Below are 19,775 nucleotides of genomic sequence, written 5' to 3' on the forward strand. Positions count from 1 at the left end.
GTAAGTAAATCAAATTTATATATTGGTTCTTTTAGCTTTATTCATTATAAGAATTGTACTTTAATAAACGAAGCCAGGAGAAGCTGGAAAGAATTTTTCCATAAGGGCATAGACCCAGTAAAGGAGCATATCCAGCCTCCACCCATGGACAGGTAGAACGAAGGAATTTAGGGGCGTAGACCCTGCGAGATATGGGAGGTTAAACTGCCATGGTATTTGTGGAGATCTAATTTGGCGACCATATTTAAAAATGCTAAATTTTCTTTTAGGGATAGTTTATCAAAGATATTCCAAATATTTATTTATCTTCAATTAATATCTATTTGTCTAATGGAAAAATGTTTATTAAAAACTCAAATTCTAAGAATGAGTGAGTATAAGAGAGTTAATTTAACTTACAAGAGGGAGGTATGTTAAATTGAAGGAAACTATTAATACACTTAATGGGGAAATTTCTTCAGATGATTTAGGAGTAGTTCGTATGCATGAGCATTTGTTAACAGACCCACCTCAATTTGTAGCAAAAGAAGATCCAGATTTAGTATTAGACAGTTCTAGAAAAGCTACAGAGGAATTGCGAAAGTTAGGTACTAATACTGAAGTCAAAACATTAGTAGATGGTACTGCAATTGATTATGGGCGTAATGTTAGAGGAATGCATGAAATAGCAAAAACTACAGATTTAAACATTATAGCTACTACTGGATTCAATCGTGGTATTTTCTTTGAAGAATGGATTCATAATTATTCTTTAGATGAATTAACTGACTTATTAATTCGAGAAATTACTGAGGGAATGGAAGGAACTAATTTAAAAGCTGGAATTTTAAAAGCTGGAAGTGATTATAATCGAATCACTAAAGTGGAAGAAAAAACTATTAGAGCAGTAGCTCGGGCTCACTCAGTAACTGGTGCACCTATTAAAACTCATACAGAAATGGGTACTATGGGGCATGAGCAATTAGATATTTTTGCTGAAGAAGGAGTGGATTTTTCTCAGATAGTTTTGATTCATATAGATCGCAATTTGGACTATGGATATCATAAATCGATTTTAGAGCGAGGAGCTAATATTATGTATGATGGTCCGTCGAAGATAAAATATTATACGGATGAACGAAGAATTATTAATTTAAAGAAATTAGCTAATGATGGATTTATTAATCAGCTTTTTATTTCAAATGATATGGGAAGGAAATCTTATTTAAAGTCTTATGGGGGAGGTCCTGGTTGGGAGTATTTGCATAATAAGTTTATTCCTCGGTTATTAAGAGAAGGGTTTAATAAATCTCAAATCAAACAAATTTTTATTGAGAATCCTAAGAGATTTTTAGCATTTTAATTTTGAGGAGGGATAATATGATAAAACAATACTTAAACTCAAAAAATATAAAAACTAGTGTAGAAGTAAATGATTGGGAAGAAGCCGTAGAAATCTCTGGTAGTATGTTAGTTGATAATGGTTTAGTAAAACCATCTTATATTGAATCGATGAAGGATATGATAAAAAAGGAAGGAGCGTATGTAGTTATCTCACCTGGTTTAGCTATTCCCCATGCGCGCCCTGAAAAGGGAGTTTTAGAACCAGGAATTAGTCTAATAACTTTAAAGACTCCAGTTGAATTTGGGCACTCTAAAAATGACCCTGTTAAAGTAGTAATTGCATTTTGTGCTTCTGATGATTCATCACATGTTGAGATGATGAGAGAATTAGTTACATTCTTAAATGCTAATAAGAATCTTCAATATTTAAAGGAGGCGAATAATAAAGATAAATTAATTAGTTACATTCAAAATTATGATAAAGGAGGTCAAAAATAATGAAGATATTAACAGTATGTGGAGCTGGCCAAGGAACTAGTTTGTTATTGAAAATGAATATTCAGGAGATAGCAGATGAATTAGATTTAGATGTAGAGGTTGATAATACTAGTATTAGTACTGCTAAAACTGCTAATGCAGACCTAATTTTAGCAGGGGAGTATCATGCTGAAAATGCAGAAGAATTAGAAAAGCCAGTAATTACAGTTGAAGATTTTATGGATAAGGAAGAAATCAAACATAAACTTGAAGAATTTTTAAAGAAGGGGGAATAACTAATGGAAGTTTTAATAAATGTTAGCCAATGGGTAGCTAGTAATATTTTCAGACAGCCTGCTAGTCTAATAGCTCTAATTGCTTTTCTTGGATTAATTGTTCAGCAAAAAAGTTTTAGTGAAATCATTTCAGGAACAATTAAAACGGTACTTGGTTTTGTAATTATAAGAGCAGGGTCTGGAATAATAGTAAGGGCTTTAAAAGGTTTTGGTCCAATGTGGCAAGAGGTTTTTGGAATGAAACATAGCCAGATGACTGGGATTATAGGAACTCAAGAGTTCATTTCCCAATTTGGTAGTAGTATTACTTTGATTATGACTCTTGGATTTTTAGTTAATGTAGCATTAGCTAGATTTACTCGATTCAAATTTATTTATTTAACTGGACATATGATGTTTTGGGTTAGTTTTGTTTATACAGGAATAATGGTAGAGGTATTTGGAACTGGAATTTCTCAATTTAAATTAGTGCTTTCTGGAGCTATTATACTTGGTCTATATTGGACTCTTCAACCAGCGTTTTTACAAAAGTATGTAAAAAAAGCTACTGGAAAAGATAATATAGCTCTTGGTCATACTGTTGCTTCGGGGGCATGGTTAGGTGCAGTTGTAGGTAAATTAATTGGAGATCCAGAAAATAGTACTGAGAATTTAGAGCTACCGAATAAATTAAAGTTTTTGAAAGACAGTAATGTTGTAATTGTTGCTGTTATGGTATTGGCTTATGTAATTGGTGCTATATTAGCTGGACCAGAATTTATGACTAAATATGCAGGAGATAAAAATCATATCATTTATGGTGTCTTACAAGGGTTAAAGTTTGGAGCAGGAATTGCTGTGGTTCTTCATGGAGTTAAATTATTAATTGGAGAAATAGTACCTGCCTTTAAAGGTATTTCTAATAAACTTGTTCCAGATTCTAAACCTGCTTTAGATGTACCAATCTTATATCCATATGCTCCGATAGCTACTATTGTTAGTTTTATAGCTTCTTTTGTCACTATGGTTATTTTAATGTTGATTATGGGATTATCTGGATTTTATGTTTTTGTTCCACCAATGATAGCAATTTTCTTCCATGCTGCGGGTGCTGGTGTGCTTGGTAATGCTACTGGTGGAGTTAAAGGAGCTATAGCTAGTGGAGTGATTATTGGTATTATAATTACTTTAGGGCAAGCAATATTTGTTAAATATATAACTCCAACTACAATACCTGATTTTATTTTATGGGGTGGAGATACTGATATGTTTGTGTTTGGAACAATATTAAAATGGGTAGTAGGTTTATTTGGATAATATTGTTTGGGAATATAAAATAGGATAAGGGGAGTTTTAAAACTCCCTTTATTATTTCTTTAGAGGTGTAAATATGAATAAGATGAGTAAAATGAAATGGCAATATGCAGAAGAGGAATTGAAAGATAAAGTAGTTATTTTACCTATAGGGGCTTTAGAAGCCCATGGATCTCATTTGCCATTAGGAACAGATAATTATATAGCTCAAGAATTAGCGGAAAGACTAACTAAGCAAATCAATGGAATACTATTACCTTTATTACCTTTAGGGCAAGTTTGGTCATTAAGGAATTTCCCTGGTTCGATATCTTTGCAAACTGAAACTTTGATTTCTATTATTGAAGATATTGCTATTAGTTTAGAAAGACATAAAGTGCAATGTTTAGTTGTTGTAAATGCTCATTTTGGTAATAATCAAAGCTTGAAAAAAGCAGCAAGAAACATTAGTGCCAATAATGAGATTGAAATTTTACATTTAACCCATCCAGGATTAAAATCGTTAGAAAATGATCTTATAGATAGTAAACGAGCTCACTCTAATTATCTCCATGCTGAAGAAATAGAAACGTCTTTAATGTTAAATATAAATCCAGATTTGGTAAATATGAAAGAAGCACATCCATCATATCCTCAGTTTCCTAGTTATTTTTCTAATTATCCATTATTCTGGGATCAAATTACTGAAGATGCAGTATTAGGAGATCCTACTAAAGCTACAGAAGTTAAAGGGGGAAAATTGTTAAATGGAATTGTTAAAGAAATGAAAAAAATTATTAAAGAATTTAAAAGGGAGGTACTTTAAATGTCTGCTATAAATTATATTAATTCTATTACAAAGATAATTAATGAGATTGAATCTAATCAAATTAAAAAAATAGAAGAGATATCTAAAAAGTTTGTTAACACCATACAAAATGATGGAATTATTCATGTTTTTGGATGTGGCCATTCTCATATGTTAGCTGAAGAGGTATTCTATCGCGCAGGTGGATTAGCAGTAATGAATCCAATACTTGATTCAAGTATAATGTTAGATGAAGGTGCTATCAGGAGCACTGAAATGGAAAAGATGGAAGGTATTGGAGAAGTTATTCTAGATAATTATAACATTAAATCGAATGATTTATTAATTGTAGTATCTACTTCAGGACGTAATCCTGTACCTGTTGAAGTAGCTTTAAAAGCTAAGAAAAAAGGATTAGAAATAATAGGAATAACTTCATTAGAGTATTCTAAAGCTAGTGAATCTAGACACCACAGTGGAAAACGTTTGTTTGAAGTGGTAGACTTAGTGATTGATAATGAAGCTCCTTTTGGAGATGCTGTTCTTGAATTTGAGGAAACTAAAGCAGTTCCTGTTTCAACTATTAGTGGTGCGTTAATAATTAATAGTATTATTGCAGAATCTTTAACACTTATGGAGAAGAAAAAAATGGAATTGCCAGTATATAGAAGTGGAAATATTGATGGGGCAGATGAAAAAAACCACAAATTGGTTGAGAAATATGGTGGTAGAATTAAACATTTATAATAATTTTAATTAATTATAAGGAGGGCCAAGATGAGACTTCATGTTGTAGAAGATTATAAGGAGATGAGTGCTAAAGCAGCTAATATAGTCTCTAGTCAGATTATTTTAAAACCTAATTCAGTTTTAGGATTAGCTACTGGCTCGACTCCTTTAGGGATGTATGAGAATTTAGTAGAAATGCATAAACGAGGATCTGTTGATTTTTCTGAAGTCATTACTTTTAATTTGGATGAATATTTAAATTTACCTTTAGAACATCCACAAAGTTATCATCATTATATGTACAATAATTTTTTTGATCATATTAATATTGCTTCAGAAAATATTAATATTCCTCCAGCGAATAAAGAAAATTTAGAAGAAGTTTGTTTAAAATATGATCGAAGAATAAGAAAAGCTGGCGGGATTGATTTACAGGTTTTAGGTATTGGAGTTAATGGTCATATAGGATTTAATGAACCAGATCATAAACTAAAGACAGGTACTCATGTAGTTGATTTAGCTAAAGAGACTATTGAAGCAAATAGCCGTTTTTTTGCTACTAAAAAAGGGGTACCACGACAGGCGATTTCTATGGGGATGAGTTCTATTATGAGAGCTCAAAAGATTTTATTATTAGCTAGTGGTGAACAAAAAGCTCAAGCTATTAAAAAAACAATTAGTGGGAAGATAACAACAGAAGTTCCTGCTTCTTTACTGCAATTGCATACTGATGTTACTATTGTAGTTGATGAGGCAGCAGCAAAAGCAATCAATTGAGGTAGAAAAATGAGAAATAGGTTAGAGGAGGTGAAAAATGAATTCTTTACTATTAAAGAAGGGAAGGATAATTACAGAAGATAAGATAATAAAGAATGGATTTGTAAGAATTAAAGATGGGGTTATAAAGAAAATAGGTCAAATGTCTAAGCTAAATAATATAAATCAAGAGCAAGTAATAGATTTAAAGGGAGATTACTTGGCCCCTGGTTTTATAGATATCCATATTCATGGGGCCAAGGGCCAAGAGGTTATGAATGGTAACAAAGAAGCTTTTTCTACGATTGCTAATTATAAAGCTAGTAAAGGGACAACAGGTTTTTTGGCAACTACTTTAACAGCTAGCCAAGAGAAATTAATAGATATTAGTCAAAGCTTAGTATCATATATAAAGTCAGAAGAACATATTGGAAATATGTTAGGGCTTCATTTAGAAGGACCCTATATCAATCCTGATAAAAAAGGAGCACAAAATCCAGATTACATTAAAGAACCTAGTATAGAGGAGTTAGCAACTTTAGTTGATATTTTAGGGGATAAGCTTAAGATTATAACCTTGGCCCCGGAGAACAATAATTCTAAAGAAGTAATTAATTATGCTTTAGAAAATAATATAGTTGTTTCTGCTGGGCATACAAATGCTAGTTGGGAACAAATGCAAAAAGCTTTTGAATGGGGAGTAAGTCATGCTACACATTTATTTAATGGAATGAAAGGATTGTATCATAGAGAACCTGGAGTAGTGGGTGCTTTTTTAAATAGTAATGATACAACAGTTGAGCTAATTGTTGATAAAGAACATATTCATCCTGCGGTTATTAATTTAGTGTTACAAAATAAAAATTTCGAGGATATTATATTAATTACAGATGCTATGGCGGCTACTGGTATGGGGGATGGAGAATATAATTTAGGTGGTTTAGAAGTTATTATAAAATCCGGGGTGGCAAGATTGAAATCTGGTAATTTAGCCTCCAGTACCATTGATTTAAAGCAAGCAGTAAAGAATGTCATTGAGATAACAGAATTGAATTTAGTTGAAGCTATTAAGTTGGCAACTATTAATCCAGCTCGTAGATTAAATATTGCTAATCAAAAAGGAAGTATTGAAGTAGGAAAAGACGGAGATCTAGTTGTTTTTGATGATCAATTTAATACTCAAATGACTATAATAGAAGGAGAAATAGTTTATAATAAATTGATTTCTTAAGAATTTGAAAACTCTATTTAGGGTAGTTTAAGATTAGGAGGGAGCAAAAATGCCTATATCTACCGTTGATAGGGTGAGTAGACTTAAAGAAGATGAAGCAATGAATTTAACTAAGGATGTATTTAATAAGATTGAAAATAAGTTAGGAAGTGTGCCTAATCTCTTTCGAACTTTAGGACACAAGCCTGATACTTTACGGGCTACGTGGGAATTGATGGAGTCAGTAATGAAGGATGATTTATTACCCAGAAAATTAAAAAAATTAGTTGCTCTGCGAGTTTCCATTTTAAATCAAGCAGATTACTGCATTGATAAGCATTATCAAAGTTTGCAACAAATAGGGTATTCTACTGATGTATTAGAGAGGGTAAAGGTTGGAGAGTATGAGTATTTAACTGAAATAGAAGCTAGAGTATTAAGATTTATAGACAAGTGTCTTGATCAAAACTATCAATTGCAAGAACCAGATTTTACAGAATTGCATTTTACAGAAGAGGAATTATTAGAATTAGTAACTGTGATTCAATTATTTGCTGGTCTAAATTCTTTCACAAGGATTTTAAATATTGAGTTAGATTAAAAACCCCCATTAATGGGGGTTTTTTTTAGTGTTCTCCGCGCATTGTTTGAAGTTTAATGAGATGTCGTTTTTCTTCTAAGATTAATTTTTCTAAGGCTTTAATAGCATTAGAATTTTCTTCAACTTGGATTAATTCTTGATAAAGTAATAAGGAGTTTTTTTCTGCTTTGATACCTATTTTAAGTGCTTCTTCTAAGTTATGAGCAATCTCGTCTATGACTTTTTCATCTTCTGGAAACACTTTACTATCAACCAAAGATCTTAAGTAGCCACTAACTTCTTCATTATATAAATAATCTTTACTCAAAGATTTATCTTCTTCATTTAAATTATTTAGTAGCCTCTTAAAGTATTGATAGTGTTCTTCTTCGTCATCTTTTAGTTGAGTAAATAGTTTTTTAACTTTTGGTTTAGAATTAACTTTTGCACATCTTTGGTAAAATTCTTTCCCTTGTTGTTCAATATTCATAGCCATTTTTAAGATTTCTAATCCATTTAACTGAATATCCATAATTTGCCTCCTTTTTTGATACTATAACATTATAATACTATTAAATGATTAGATTATCAATTTTTATTTGCTAGAGGATAGCATCAATTTTTTATAGGTTAATAGTTAAAAATTATTTTCCCAATCAAACAATTGCCTTTAAAGCTCTAGTTAAACCTGTTCTTTTTCCTATATTTATGCTAGGTATATTCTTCTTAGGCTGAGCAAACTTCTTTTTTAACTTACTATTTATCGTTTTAGATTCAATCTCTGTTAAAGTTTCTTCTTTTTTTATTTTTTCTTCCTTTCTCAAAAACAATTCTTTCAGTTTTTCTTTATTTCCACCATTAAACTTAAATGCTTGTAATCTAGACATTTGATCAACACCAGTCTTTGACCAAGCCATTGGTCTTGAACTTAATCTATCTGCCAATATATGGCTTATATGTCCCTCAGCACTACAACCAATTGCATCTTTATCCTGGGTATAATTCACTATTCCATCCCAATTATTGTAAATATAATGACGTGATTTTCTAATTAAATTCTTTCTTTTCTCATTTTCTTCATTAGATATCAATTCACTAAAAGCTTCTTTAACTAACTCTTGGTCTGGTTCTTCTAATCCACTCCACAGTTTTTCTTTAACTTCTTTTCTTCCATATCTACTAGCTCTCCTAAAATACTTAATTAAATGATATCTATCTAATATGTATTTAGACTTAGGAAGCCACTTTAAGCCGCTTTTAATCCATGGTGCTCCATCCCCTAGTAAAAAGATCTTTTCCACTTTCTCTAACTTATAATTTTCATCTATATAATCCAGTACTTCTAACCACAGCTCTTCTGAATCTTTATATACTCCAGAAAAATAGTATTTATTCTTTAATTCTCTCTTATCTCCAACTTCACTTATTCCTTCATGAATATAAACTAATCTAGGCATTGATTTCTTCCCATTTTGTAAAGCTACATGATCTTCATCTGCTTCTATATACAAACAGTTTACTTCCCGTTTTTCTGTTACTTCATTTAATTCATTGTTTTCTATTTGCCCTAGCTTTCTTACCTTATTCATCACTGTTTGGTCACTTATTTCTAAATCGTCTACTGCCTCTTTACCTACCTTATTATAAGCATTTTCTGATGCTAAATCTACTAATTCAGCTTCTAACGAACTATCCATCCTTTGATATTTCTTTATTCCTAATCTTTCTTCTGCTAAATATTTATACTTATCACTGCTTTTAGAACGATAATATCTTCTTTTATACTTCACTTCCCCAAACTTAGTCATTAATTTTCTTTGTTTCTTTTTTACTATCTTCCATTCTTTTTTTCTTTTAGTACTTTCCTTTATTGTTTCATCTACTGTTTCTATAACCCATTTAGAAAGCTTTCTACCTAACTCATCAAGATTACTTTTGATTAAATTTATTACTTCTGATATATCCCTTCCTGAATCTAATAGCACCTCTTTTAATATTTTTTCTAATTCAATGCTGATATTTTCCTCAAATTGTTGTATAATATTGTCCATAAGAGCCATCTCCTTTCTTTGGTTTTGTTGTGGTTAACAATACCTTATCAAAAGGAGTGGCTCTTTTCTAATTTTTTGGATAAATTCACCTATACTTTTTTTACGCTATCTTGCTAGAGTAGCTATTTTTCCTTGACAATGATAATGATTTTCATTATAATTTATAGTGTGATAAGAACTATTATTAATTTAAAATTAACTTTTGTTTAAGGAAAAAAGATAGTTATTGTTATTTTTTAATTAGAAGAGGTGTTAGAAGTGAAAATTTTAGTGACAGGTGGAGCAGGGTTTATTGGGTCACATCTAGTAGAAGATTTATTAGCTACAGGACATCAGGTAGTAGTAGTAGATAACTTTAATGATTATTATAATCCTCAGCTTAAAGAAGAAAATATTCTTCAATTTATGAAAAGAGATAATTTTAAGGTATATCGAACTGACATTTTAAATCAAATTGCTTTAAATAGGATCTTTAAGAGAGAAAAAATAGATAAGGTAATCCATTTAGCAGCTATGGCAGGAGTGCGTAATTCTGTTCAACGACCTAATCTATATGTAGATGTAGATATAAAAGGAACAATTAACTTATTAGACCTAGCTAATAAATATAATATTAAGCAGTTTGTTTTTGCTTCTTCATCTTCAGTTTATGGAACTAGAAGTGAAGTGCCTTTTAGAGAAGATATGAAACTTGATTCACAAGCTTCTCCTTATGCAACTGCTAAAAAATCGGCTGAACTATTTTGTCGCAATTATCATAATTTATACGATTTAAATATTTCTATTCTAAGGTTTTTTACTGTTTACGGGCCAAGACAAAGACCAAATATGGCCATTAGTAAATTTACTCGATTGATTGACCAAGGGCAACCTATTCCTATGTTTGGTGATGGTTCTAGTAAAAGAGATTATACATATATTACAGATATAATTAAAGGAATTAGATTAGTGTTAATTAATAATCCAGAGTTTGAAATATTTAATCTAGGTTCTAGTTCCCAAATTAAACTTTTAGATTTAATTAATCTAATTAGTAGTAATTTAGGCAAGAAAGCTAAGCTAAAGGAACTTCCAGAACAAGAGGGAGATGTGCCAGTTACTTATGCTGATATTACTAAAGCTAAGAATAAGTTAAATTATCGACCTCAAGTAGATATTGAGGTTGGAATTAGAAAATTTACTGATTGGTATCAAAGTGCTAAAAGTAGGTTAGGTGAAAGACTTGGCAGTTGAGGAGTTATTAAAAGCAGGTAAATTATTAATGGCTCATCCTGATTTATTATTAGTCTTTGCAGTAGGTTATTCTTTAGCTTTCTGGTTAAGATCAGTTGCATGGCTGGGATTATTTAATAAAAAAAGAGTGACTGTTAGCAACTTATATTCTTTACATATGGTCTCTTTATTAGTTAATCATCTCTTTCCTACCAAGCTAGGTGAAGTAGCTAAGATTTATCTGTTAGGCCAAGAGGGGTATACTAGTCAAAAAGCAACTTCAACAGTCTTATATAGCCGGGTAATTGATTTAATTTCGTTATTAATTAATTTGTTTTTATTTGTTAGTTTATCAATTAAGCATATCAGTTTTGACTGGAAGTTATTTATCTTACCTGCAATTATAATCTTAACTATTTGTATTAGTATAGTTTGGTTTAGCCGTTGGCAATGGATTAAGAAGTTTGAAGCTAAGCTCTTTGATTATTTAGCACAGCTACAGATAGCTTTAAAAGAGATTAAGTCTAAGCAGTTGATTAAAGCTATATTACTTACTATTCCTAGTTGGGTTTTAGAAGTTAGTGCTTTGGCAGTAGTAGTTAAGGCATTGAATTTAGAGATAGGATTAATTCCTTTGCTTGTAGTTAATAGTTTTACTATTATGGCTCAAGTATTTCATATTACTCCAGGAGGAGTAGGTACTTATGAGGCAAGTATGTCTTTTGCTTTGAGTCTTTATGGAGTTGATTTAGAAACTGGATTAACAATTGCAGTCTTAACCCATAGCTTAAAATTTGTTTATTCTTATTTAGTAGGTGGTCTATTTACTTTACGAGAGTCAATTAATTTAATGGATATAGTAAGATTTAAGAAAAAGTTAGCTTCTTAGAAAGGAGAATTTTATGAAGAAGGCCTCAGATTTTGAAGTTTGGGCAGCCAGAGCTTGGAATTTATTAAATGAAGGAAAGTCTTTTTATCCTATATTTTCAGTAGGTATCTTTTTATTATACCATTATCAGCAATGGAGTAGTTTTAGTTTCTGGCAGTCTACTTTACTGGTTATATTGATTAATCTACCATTACTTATTACTTATATTAGATATGATTTTCCTCTTAAATTAAGATGGTTTTTATGGGTGCCACTAATTGGATTTATAATTGCTTTTAATTATTGGAATTTAAAATTAGTCGGATTAGATTTAGGAGTTTATTTATTCTTTACTGTTATCTTTTGGGGGACAATTTATTATCATTTACGAATTGGAACTACTTTGACTAATTTTACTCGTTTTTGGAAGTTGGTTTTAAAGAATAGTGACTCGACTAGTGGAAATTTTCAAGAACAAGTTCCTAAGACGTTGGTTACAATCTTAAGTTTAAATTATAGTTATCTATATTTAACTGGACAATTACCAATAGGAAGATCGACATTTGTTATTAAATATATAATATTCTTTTTAATTACTGTTGTAGGTGCAATTATAATTCACCATAAATTATTTAATTGGAAGCCTGAGCAGTATCAAGAGTTGACTAATAATGCTCAAGTGACAGAACCTCTTACCAATAGAGTGATAATGATTATTATTGATGGTTGTAGGAAGGATCGCTTGGCCCAAGCAGATACTCCATTTATTGATCAACTAAGAGAAGAAGGAACAGAGTATACACAGATGGAGACTATCTATCCAGCTCGAACAGTAACTTGTTTCTCATCTTTATTTACAGGTACTTATCCTGATGAGCATGGGATTAAGAGTAATTTAGTTTTGGATTTAGGAATTAAGACTGAAAGTATCTTTGATAAATTAAGACAGCAGGATAAAAAAGGGAAGTTATTAGGTATAGCTCATTTAATTGATGCTTTTGGCGAAGAAGATGTAGAAGCAATAACAGCTGTAATGGATAATGATCAGGCAGATGGTCACATAATTAAGCGGGCCAAGGATATTATGAAGCAGGAAGCACCTGAGCTATTGATTACTCAGTTAATCAGTACTGACCAGACAGGACATAGTCGTGGTGCTTTATACTCTGAATATAAAGAGAAGATTGAAGAAGCTGATAGACATATTAGTGGTTTTGTCAATTGGTTAACAGAAGAAGGTTTCATGGAAAATACTACTTTAATTATTGCTGCTGATCATGGACAGAGTGATGGGATTGGTGGACATGGCCATTTAGATGAAGGTGAAAGATATGTTCCGTTCATTATAAATGGACCCCAGATTAAAGCTGGATTAAGAATAGAGGATAAAAGAAGTATAGTTTCAGTAGCACCAACGATTAGTTATTTATTAGGGGTAGATTATCCTGATTATTCTCGAGGGCCAGTGCTAACAGAAGCAATTGATAAGTCATAAGCTATAAGTTATGACTATATAAGTAAGAAAGGAAGGATACAGTGAAGAAAGTTACAGTCATTATTCCTGCTTTAAATGAAGAAGCTACAGTAGGAAAAGTAATTGAGAAAGTACCGCGAGGAGAAGTAACAGATGTTGAATTTGACATTTTAGTTATAGATGATGGTTCAACTGATAAAACAGTTCAAGTTGCTAAAGAAGCTGGAGCAGAATATATTATTTCGCACCAAGAAAATTGGGGATTAGGGGCTACAATTAGACAAGGTTTAAATTGGGCCTACCAACAAGGTACAGATATTGGTGTAATGATTGATTCTGATAATGAGTATCCAGCCCAAGAAATTGATAATTTAATTGAACCTATTTTAGATGATAAGGCTGATTATGTATTAGGTTCTAGATTTATGAAGCAGGTTAGAGGTATGGTACCCATCAGAAGAATTGGTAACTATTGTTTCACCTTATTACAGTCTATGTTATTAAGAAAGTGGATTACTGATGGACAGACGGGAATGAGGGCCTTTAGTAAAGAAGTAATGAGGGATTTTAGAATAATTCATGATTATAATTATGCTCAAGTAATTACTCTTAATATTTTGCGACAAGGTTATAGGTTGGCCCAAGTTCCTATTAGTTATTCAGTAAGACAGACTGGAGATTCTTTTATTAAATTTAGGGAGTATATGACTAAAGTAGTCCCTGCTATTTTTAAGGAGATGACTACTGCACCAGAAAAAGAAGTTAATAATCAACAATTAATAAAAGGTAGTGAACAAGTAACTGTTGATTAAAATTGTTATTAAGTATAATTGACAATGTTTTTAATTATCAATTCTACATTGTCAATTGTTAATTATATAAGGAGGGGTTAATATGTTAAAATCTACAAGAAAAGTTGGAACTTTAGTTCTTATGTTGGCTTTGGTAGTAGGTCTGTCAAGTGTTGCTTTAGGTTATTCTTATGGTACTAAAGAGAAAGACCCTTTAGTGAAAGCCTATGAAGAAGTTGTATTTAGTTTAAATAAGAGTGATCAGGACTGGGAAGAAGTAAAAGAAGAAACAGAAAAGATAGAGGATAAGTTAGAATTTTTACAAAAAGAGTTAACTGAAATTAATGCAGCAAGTCCATTCATTACTGATTACATAGCTAATATTAAATCAGGAATTGAGGCTAAAGATAAAGAGAAAATTATTCATAACTTTCAGTTAGCACTAGCAGGAAATGTAGAGCGTAGATTAGAATCAGCTCAAAAGGAAATTTCAGAGTATAAGACTGCTAAAGCTTTAGTGAAGAAGGCAAAAGGATTTTATGAAGCCTTAGAATTAACTATTAAAGCAAATAATCCAGAAGGGAATGAAAAAGCTGAAGAAGCTTTAAGAAATTGCTTAAGTTCATTAGGAAACCCAGGTATGTTTGGCTTTGGAGCCCAAGAACCTAATTTAGAGAAGTATAAAGCTAATAAAGAAGTTGTTCTTAACGTTTTAACTGAAGTTGTTGCTAAGTAGTAGAATTAAATATCAGGTAAGTTCAATCCTTGCCTGATATTTACAAATAACTAAACACTCTTAAGGAGGGCCAAAAAGATGAATATTAGAGTTAAAAAGGGAACAATTGCTTTTGTATTTGTAGCATTATTTATGTTGGGAACTAGTAGTGTTTTTGCAGCTTCTTTACCATTAAAGACTGACGTTTCTAAGCAGCAAAGAAGGGTAGAAGCTTATAAGCAAATAAGAAATGCTAATCCACAAGGAAGACTTGCTTTTGGTGATATAGAGAGATTATATGATGGGATATTAAAAGATATGGTAGAAGCAAGAGATGAAGAATTTGGAACAAGTCTGAATCAATATATTAAAGCAGCTTTTAATGGAGCTAAAAATGGTCAAGACCCTCAAGTAGCTGCCCAGATTATTGATAAGACCCTTAAAAAAGCTTTTTATCTAACAGTCAAGCATGAGTTAATAGAAGCAATTGAGGAGATTGAAAAGACTGAAGAGGCTCATCATAAGTTAGATGAAGCTATTGTATATTATGAAGTTTTAGCTAGTACTGTCAAAGAAGAAGATAAGCAATTAAATCAGCATATTATATCTGGTTTAAAGATTGCTCGGCAAGCGATAAAGAATAAAAATCTAAGTAAATTAAAGATTGCAGCTCAGATTGTAGATAAAAATATAATCAATGCTTTTTATGATGTAATATTACATGAAATAAAAGAAGTAGAGGAGTATGCATCTACTAACCCTGCTGAAGCAAAAATAGAAAAATTAGAAGGATTACTTTATTATCAAGCAATTAAAGGTAAAGTAAAAACTGGGAATAAAATTGGAAATGCTGTAATCGAAGGTATGTTAAAGGGGCCAATTGATGCTGTAGATTATGATGTAATTGCTGAAGAGCTAAATCGAGGTTTTGTAGCAAAAGTATTACATGAGTTAGAAGAAGTAGAAGAAGATTGGGGCGAACAAGAAGCAATTGTTAAGGCTTGGGAAGGTTTATTATACTATAATATTTTCCAAAATGATGTTAAAGATAAGTTAGGTGTTAAGAAAGCAGAGGAGTTACTGGTTAACTTACGTCAATTAACTAAAGCAACTAAGTCCGAAGATAAAGGAATAGCTAAAGAATTGATAGAACAAATTGAAGATGATATTCAATCTTATTTTGTTCAATTGTAAGTAAAAATTAGTTGTCTGAGGTTCTCTTAGACAACTTTTTAAATCAAAGTTTAGGGAGGAAATAAAATGTTTAAAATTAGTAAAAGAAGCAGTTTGTTAGTTATGGTACTGGCTTTAGCCACAGTAGTTTCTTTAAGTAGTACTACCTATGCTTTTTCTTTCTTTGGATTATTTGACTTTGGTAGTAATGAAGCTGAGAATACAGTAAGTGTAAAAGAAGTTAGAGTTAAGCTAACATTACCACTAAAGACTGATGTAACTAAACAGATAAATCGAGTTAAAGCTTATAAAAGGATTAATCAATTAAGACATGAAGAAGATATTAATTTTATTAAAATTGAAAAAATCTATGATAAGTATTTAGAAGGAATGGTTAAAAGTAGAGATAAAGAATTCAATCAAACAATGAACCCATATATTGAGGCAGCTTTTAATGGCGTTAAAAATGGTCGAGCCCCTCAAATAGGGTCCCAGATTATTGATAAGACACTAAAAAAAGCCTTCTACTTGACAGTAAAACATGAGTTAGTTGAGGCAATTAAAGAGATTGAAGAAAGTAAAGAAGCTCATCATAAATTAGACGAGGCAATTGTTTACTATCAAGTTTTATCTAATATGATTAAAGAAGAAAATAAAAAAGTAAACCAAAATATTATATCCGGCTTAAAGACTGCTCGGCAAGCTATAAATAAAAATAATCCTGGTAAGTTAAGGATTGCAGCTCAAATTGTAGATAAAAATATAATTAAAGCTTATCATGATGTAATCTTACATGAAGTAGAAGAAGTAGAAGAGTATGATTCTACTGACCCTGCTGAAGCAAAAATAGAAAAACTAGAAGGATTATATTATTATCAAGCAATTAAAGATAAAGTAAAGCCAGGTAATAAGATAGGAAGTAAAATGATTGAGAAGCAATTAACTGGACCAAGTATTAAAGTAAAATATAATCCAATATCTAATGAATTAAATCGAGGTTTTGTAGCAAAAGTATTTCATGAATTAGAAGAAGTAGAAGAAGAATGGGGCAAACCAGAGGCTTCTGTTAAGGCTTGGGAAGCATTATTATACTATAATATAGTCCATGATAATGTTAAAGAAAAATTAGGTGCTGATAAAGCTAAAAATTTATTAACTGATTTACGCACATTAACTAAAGCAGTTGCCAATGGGGATAAGATAAAAGTAAAGGAGTTAGAAGCTAAAGTTAAATCTCAATTAAGAAACTATATTGGTCAAATTTAAAGAGATAGGCTGCCTATTTGGGCAGTCTTTACTCTTTCACTTTAATTGATATAAAATTACAAGAGGGAGTGAATAATTATCTACGGATTAATAATAACTATCATTGCGGTTGGATTACGCTTGTTTTTTTTGAGTCCCTATCCCCACGGTTGGGATGCAGTTGATTTTATTTTAGGGATTGACTATTATGATTTATCTTTAATGCAACCACATTTTCCTGGGTATCCAATTTATATTTGGCTGGGCAAGATTATTAATCAGTGGGTAGGAGATGAGGCATATACTTTAGCTTTATTAAGTGCTGTCTTTGGTGGTTTGTCAGTCTTACCTTTCTATATGCTAGTAAAGAAGCTGACTAATCAGACTATAGCTTTATTAGCTGGAGTTTATTTAATGTTTACTCCATTACATTTAATATTAAGTGCTAAGATAATGTCCGATATGCCAGGAACTTTCTTTATATTAGTATTTTTATATCTAACTTATTTAAGTTGGCAGGATGGAGAAAAGAAGAAAAAATATTTAGTTAGTAGTGCTATTGTCTTAGGGATTGCTTTAGGAGTTAGAGTATCTTATTTTCCGTATCTTATTATATTCTTAATTAGTCTTGGCTTATGGTATCAAGATACTAAACAGGTATCAACTTTATTAGTAGCTATAATTAGCTTTACAGCAACTAATTTAGTATGGTTAGGATGGCAAATTATTAGGGCGGGAGGATTAAATTTTTTTCAGATTGCAATAAATTTTACTGCAGGCCATTTTAATGATTGGGGTGGAACAGTAGTAACTGATAATACCTTAGTTACTAGATTAATTAGATTAATTTATCATAATATTTTAGTAGCTGGATTGGGTTTTTATCAAGTAGGCGATTCTTTAGTTAAAGTATTATTAGCTAGTTTTATTTTATTAGGTTTGTTTGGGTTCATAAGTGCTTATAAGAACTTATTTAGTAGGGATAAATTATTTATTGCTAGTTGGTTCATACCTTACTCTATCTGGGTCTTTTTTGGACAGAATATAGCTAAGCCTAGACATGTAATCACTTTAATTCCTTTATTTGTAATATCAATATTTATTGGTTGGCAATCGCTATTAAATAAGTTAAAAAAGCTTATTTATCTTTCAGGAATTATAATTATAATCTTAATTATCACGTCTCTACCTTTAGTAACAATATATAAGTCTAATTTACCCCCTGTAATTAAATTAAGCCATTATTTGAATAACAACTTCTCTACTCGAAAAACGATAATCTATACTTTTGAAGAAGAGAGGGTCATTAATTATTATTACCCTAATTTTATTATCAAGCAGGTTAGAAATAAAAAAGATTTTTATCATTCATTATTATCTTTAGTTAATCAACCAGAGAATATACTAATGACTAATTCTGTATATAATAGTTTAGTTAAACAAGATGATAAGCTACAAGAATTATTAGTTCCAATTCAAAAGTGGGGTGGAAAAAGATTATTATATCCAGTCTATAACCAGATAATTTTGTATCAGGCTAAGGAGAGGCTGTATGATTATATAAGATATTAAGTAAAATGATTTTAATAAAGCCTTGACAGGTTATACATATCTTACTATAATTTATTACATAGGTGATAATTATTATCAATTTCATCTATAAGATTATGTGCACTATTGTAGTAAGAATAAAAACCAAATAACAAAATCTAGAGGAGATGATGAGGTATATGAAAAAAGTACTACTAATATTTACTTTAGCAGTAATTTTGAGTACAGTTACAGTTTCAACAGCATCAGCTGGTTTTTTTGATTTTTTATTAGGAGAAGATAAAGGTGTTGTTAATGTTTATACTAGTAGGCATTATGAAGCTGATGAAAAATTATATGAACAATTTGAAGAAAAAACGGGGATTAAGGTAAATGTATTAAAAGGTCGGGCTGATGCGTTAATTGAACGAATAGAGAGAGAAGGTCAATCTACATCAGCTGATCTATTAATTACTTCTGATGCTGGTAGATTATATAGAGCTAAAAAGAAAGGGTTATTGCAATCTGTCAAGAGTGAGAAATTATTTAATAATATACCAGCTAATTTAAGGGATCGGGATAATCAATGGTTTGGGTTGACTGTTCGAGCCAGAATTATAGTTTATGCTAAGGATAGAGTGGATATCTCTAAACTGTCTACATATGAAGACTTAACAGATAAAAGATGGGAAGGTAGAATTTTAGCTAGGACTTCATTAAATATTTACAATCAGTCTTTATTAGCTTCTTTCATAGCTTTAAAAGGTGAGGCAGCTGCTAGAGAATGGGCAGCAGGAATTGTGAATAATATGGCTCGACGCCCAAAAGGAAATGATACAGATCAAGCCATAGCTGTTGCTGCAGGTGTTGGTGACTTAGCCATTATGAATACTTATTATTTGGGTAGAATGTTAAATTCATCTAATCTAAAAGAAGTAAAATTAGCCCAAAAACTAGGAGTCTTCTTTCCTAAAAAGACCCATATTAATGTAAGTGGAGTTGGACTTACTAAGTATGCTAAACATGAAGAGAATGCTATTAAATTAATGGAATTCTTATCAAGTCAAAAGGCACAAAAGATTTTTGCTAATGCTAATTATGAATATCCGGCAAACCCAGAGGTAGAAGCTTCAGATCTATTAAAATCATGGGGAGATTTTGAAACTCAAGATATTAATTTAACTAAACTAGGAAAATACAACCAGAAAGCAGTTAAAATCTTCAGTGAAGTAGGGTGGCAATAATTAATTTGACAAAAGCAGCCG

The 19,775-nt window shown here is 31.0% G+C and carries 20 protein-coding genes; 18 read left to right on the forward strand and 2 right to left on the reverse strand.

Annotated features, from left to right (window positions below):
• Positions 1-418 precede the first annotated feature (418 nt).
• From HALHA_RS03850 to HALHA_RS03890, 9 genes are all read left to right on the forward strand, one after another.
• A complete protein-coding gene (locus tag HALHA_RS03850) occupies positions 419-1,342 on the forward strand; it encodes a phosphotriesterase family protein (protein WP_015326482.1) in 924 nt (307 codons plus the stop codon).
• A 17-nt stretch (positions 1,343-1,359) separates the two neighbouring features.
• The gene (locus tag HALHA_RS03855) at positions 1,360-1,821 is read left to right on the forward strand and encodes a PTS sugar transporter subunit IIA (RefSeq protein ID WP_015326483.1); all 462 of its coding nucleotides are present in this window, start codon (positions 1,360-1,362) and stop codon (positions 1,819-1,821) included.
• Positions 1,821-2,096 (forward strand): PTS sugar transporter subunit IIB, encoded by a 276-nt coding sequence (locus HALHA_RS03860; RefSeq protein ID WP_015326484.1) that lies wholly within the window; start codon positions 1,821-1,823, stop codon positions 2,094-2,096. Before HALHA_RS03855 ends, HALHA_RS03860 begins: the two co-directional genes overlap by 1 nt.
• Before the next feature lie 3 nt (positions 2,097-2,099).
• Entirely contained in the window at positions 2,100-3,392 is a 1,293-nt protein-coding gene (locus HALHA_RS03865) for a PTS ascorbate transporter subunit IIC (protein ID WP_015326485.1), read from the forward strand.
• 73 nt (positions 3,393-3,465) lie between these two features.
• On the forward strand, positions 3,466-4,194 hold the full coding sequence (locus tag HALHA_RS03870; RefSeq protein ID WP_015326486.1) for a creatininase family protein: 729 nt from the start codon (positions 3,466-3,468) through the stop codon (positions 4,192-4,194).
• On the forward strand, positions 4,195-4,923 hold the full coding sequence (locus tag HALHA_RS03875; RefSeq protein WP_015326487.1) for a sugar isomerase domain-containing protein: 729 nt from the start codon (positions 4,195-4,197) through the stop codon (positions 4,921-4,923).
• 30 nt (positions 4,924-4,953) lie between these two features.
• Positions 4,954-5,682, forward strand: coding sequence for a glucosamine-6-phosphate deaminase (gene nagB, locus HALHA_RS03880; RefSeq protein ID WP_015326488.1), 729 nt, complete (start codon positions 4,954-4,956; stop codon positions 5,680-5,682).
• A 37-nt stretch (positions 5,683-5,719) separates the two neighbouring features.
• Positions 5,720-6,892: an N-acetylglucosamine-6-phosphate deacetylase gene (gene nagA, locus HALHA_RS03885; RefSeq protein ID WP_015326489.1), complete on the forward strand. Its 1,173-nt coding sequence runs from the start codon at positions 5,720-5,722 to the stop codon at positions 6,890-6,892.
• A 49-nt stretch (positions 6,893-6,941) separates the two neighbouring features.
• On the forward strand, positions 6,942-7,472 hold the full coding sequence (locus tag HALHA_RS03890; protein ID WP_015326490.1) for a carboxymuconolactone decarboxylase family protein: 531 nt from the start codon (positions 6,942-6,944) through the stop codon (positions 7,470-7,472).
• 25 nt (positions 7,473-7,497) lie between these two features.
• Here the strand turns inward: HALHA_RS03890 and HALHA_RS03895 are convergent, their stop codons facing one another.
• Both HALHA_RS03895 and HALHA_RS03900 read right to left on the reverse strand, forming a co-directional pair.
• The gene (locus HALHA_RS03895) at positions 7,498-7,983 is read right to left on the reverse strand and encodes an Mlp family lipoprotein (RefSeq protein ID WP_015326491.1); all 486 of its coding nucleotides are present in this window, start codon (positions 7,981-7,983) and stop codon (positions 7,498-7,500) included.
• 124 nt (positions 7,984-8,107) lie between these two features.
• A complete protein-coding gene (locus HALHA_RS03900; RefSeq protein WP_015326492.1) occupies positions 8,108-9,502 on the reverse strand; it encodes an ISLre2 family transposase in 1,395 nt (464 codons plus the stop codon).
• A 258-nt stretch (positions 9,503-9,760) separates the two neighbouring features.
• On the opposite strand from HALHA_RS03900, the gene HALHA_RS03905 reads away from it, so the two are divergent.
• The 9 genes from HALHA_RS03905 to HALHA_RS03945 all read left to right on the forward strand — a co-directional run bounded on the left by HALHA_RS03905 (position 9,761) and on the right by HALHA_RS03945 (position 19,754).
• Positions 9,761-10,735, forward strand: coding sequence for a GDP-mannose 4,6-dehydratase (locus HALHA_RS03905; RefSeq protein ID WP_015326493.1), 975 nt, complete (start codon positions 9,761-9,763; stop codon positions 10,733-10,735).
• Entirely contained in the window at positions 10,716-11,603 is an 888-nt protein-coding gene (locus HALHA_RS12960; protein WP_015326494.1) for a lysylphosphatidylglycerol synthase transmembrane domain-containing protein, read from the forward strand. Before HALHA_RS03905 ends, HALHA_RS12960 begins: the two co-directional genes overlap by 20 nt.
• A gap of 13 nt (positions 11,604-11,616) precedes the next feature.
• Positions 11,617-13,077: an alkaline phosphatase family protein gene (locus HALHA_RS03915; protein ID WP_015326495.1), complete on the forward strand. Its 1,461-nt coding sequence runs from the start codon at positions 11,617-11,619 to the stop codon at positions 13,075-13,077.
• A gap of 41 nt (positions 13,078-13,118) precedes the next feature.
• Positions 13,119-13,868: a glycosyltransferase family 2 protein gene (locus HALHA_RS03920; RefSeq protein ID WP_015326496.1), complete on the forward strand. Its 750-nt coding sequence runs from the start codon at positions 13,119-13,121 to the stop codon at positions 13,866-13,868.
• An 82-nt stretch (positions 13,869-13,950) separates the two neighbouring features.
• Positions 13,951-14,583 carry a hypothetical protein gene (locus HALHA_RS03925; protein WP_015326497.1) on the forward strand — a complete coding sequence of 211 codons (633 nt, stop codon included), beginning with the start codon at positions 13,951-13,953 and terminating at the stop codon, positions 14,581-14,583.
• A 78-nt stretch (positions 14,584-14,661) separates the two neighbouring features.
• Positions 14,662-15,756 carry a hypothetical protein gene (locus HALHA_RS03930; protein WP_015326498.1) on the forward strand — a complete coding sequence of 365 codons (1,095 nt, stop codon included), beginning with the start codon at positions 14,662-14,664 and terminating at the stop codon, positions 15,754-15,756.
• Positions 15,757-15,822: 66 nt separating this feature from the next.
• Positions 15,823-17,001: a hypothetical protein gene (locus HALHA_RS03935; protein ID WP_015326499.1), complete on the forward strand. Its 1,179-nt coding sequence runs from the start codon at positions 15,823-15,825 to the stop codon at positions 16,999-17,001.
• Positions 17,002-17,121: 120 nt separating this feature from the next.
• A complete protein-coding gene (locus tag HALHA_RS03940; RefSeq protein WP_041607647.1) occupies positions 17,122-18,552 on the forward strand; it encodes an ArnT family glycosyltransferase in 1,431 nt (476 codons plus the stop codon).
• A gap of 158 nt (positions 18,553-18,710) precedes the next feature.
• Complete coding sequence (locus tag HALHA_RS03945; RefSeq protein ID WP_041607648.1) at positions 18,711-19,754, forward strand: Fe(3+) ABC transporter substrate-binding protein; 1,044 nt, start codon at positions 18,711-18,713, stop codon at positions 19,752-19,754.
• Positions 19,755-19,775: the final 21 nt, after the last annotated feature.

Origin of the sequence: Halobacteroides halobius DSM 5150 (assembly GCF_000328625.1) — a bacterium.
In the GTDB taxonomy this organism is placed as follows: Bacteria; Bacillota; Halanaerobiia; order Halobacteroidales; family Halobacteroidaceae; genus Halobacteroides; species Halobacteroides halobius.

What these genes read in the sequence shown, in the direction of transcription:
- nagA (WP_015326489.1), top strand. Translation starts at nt 5,720, where the DNA reads ATGAATTCTTTACTATTAAAGAAGGGAAGGATAATTACAGAAGATAAG.
- HALHA_RS03865 (WP_015326485.1), top strand. Translation starts at nt 2,100, where the DNA reads ATGGAAGTTTTAATAAATGTTAGCCAATGGGTAGCTAGTAATATTTTC.
- HALHA_RS03915 (WP_015326495.1), top strand. Translation starts at nt 11,617, where the DNA reads ATGAAGAAGGCCTCAGATTTTGAAGTTTGGGCAGCCAGAGCTTGGAAT.
- HALHA_RS03935 (WP_015326499.1), top strand. Translation starts at nt 15,823, where the DNA reads ATGTTTAAAATTAGTAAAAGAAGCAGTTTGTTAGTTATGGTACTGGCT.
- HALHA_RS03895 (WP_015326491.1), bottom strand. Translation starts at nt 7,983, where the DNA reads ATGGATATTCAGTTAAATGGATTAGAAATCTTAAAAATGGCTATGAAT.
- HALHA_RS03945 (WP_041607648.1), top strand. Translation starts at nt 18,711, where the DNA reads ATGAAAAAAGTACTACTAATATTTACTTTAGCAGTAATTTTGAGTACA.
- HALHA_RS03900 (WP_015326492.1), bottom strand. Translation starts at nt 9,502, where the DNA reads ATGGACAATATTATACAACAATTTGAGGAAAATATCAGCATTGAATTA.
- HALHA_RS03890 (WP_015326490.1), top strand. Translation starts at nt 6,942, where the DNA reads ATGCCTATATCTACCGTTGATAGGGTGAGTAGACTTAAAGAAGATGAA.
- HALHA_RS03855 (WP_015326483.1), top strand. Translation starts at nt 1,360, where the DNA reads ATGATAAAACAATACTTAAACTCAAAAAATATAAAAACTAGTGTAGAA.
- HALHA_RS03860 (WP_015326484.1), top strand. Translation starts at nt 1,821, where the DNA reads ATGAAGATATTAACAGTATGTGGAGCTGGCCAAGGAACTAGTTTGTTA.
- HALHA_RS03925 (WP_015326497.1), top strand. Translation starts at nt 13,951, where the DNA reads ATGTTAAAATCTACAAGAAAAGTTGGAACTTTAGTTCTTATGTTGGCT.
- HALHA_RS03930 (WP_015326498.1), top strand. Translation starts at nt 14,662, where the DNA reads ATGAATATTAGAGTTAAAAAGGGAACAATTGCTTTTGTATTTGTAGCA.
- HALHA_RS03875 (WP_015326487.1), top strand. Translation starts at nt 4,195, where the DNA reads ATGTCTGCTATAAATTATATTAATTCTATTACAAAGATAATTAATGAG.
- nagB (WP_015326488.1), top strand. Translation starts at nt 4,954, where the DNA reads ATGAGACTTCATGTTGTAGAAGATTATAAGGAGATGAGTGCTAAAGCA.
- HALHA_RS03870 (WP_015326486.1), top strand. Translation starts at nt 3,466, where the DNA reads ATGAATAAGATGAGTAAAATGAAATGGCAATATGCAGAAGAGGAATTG.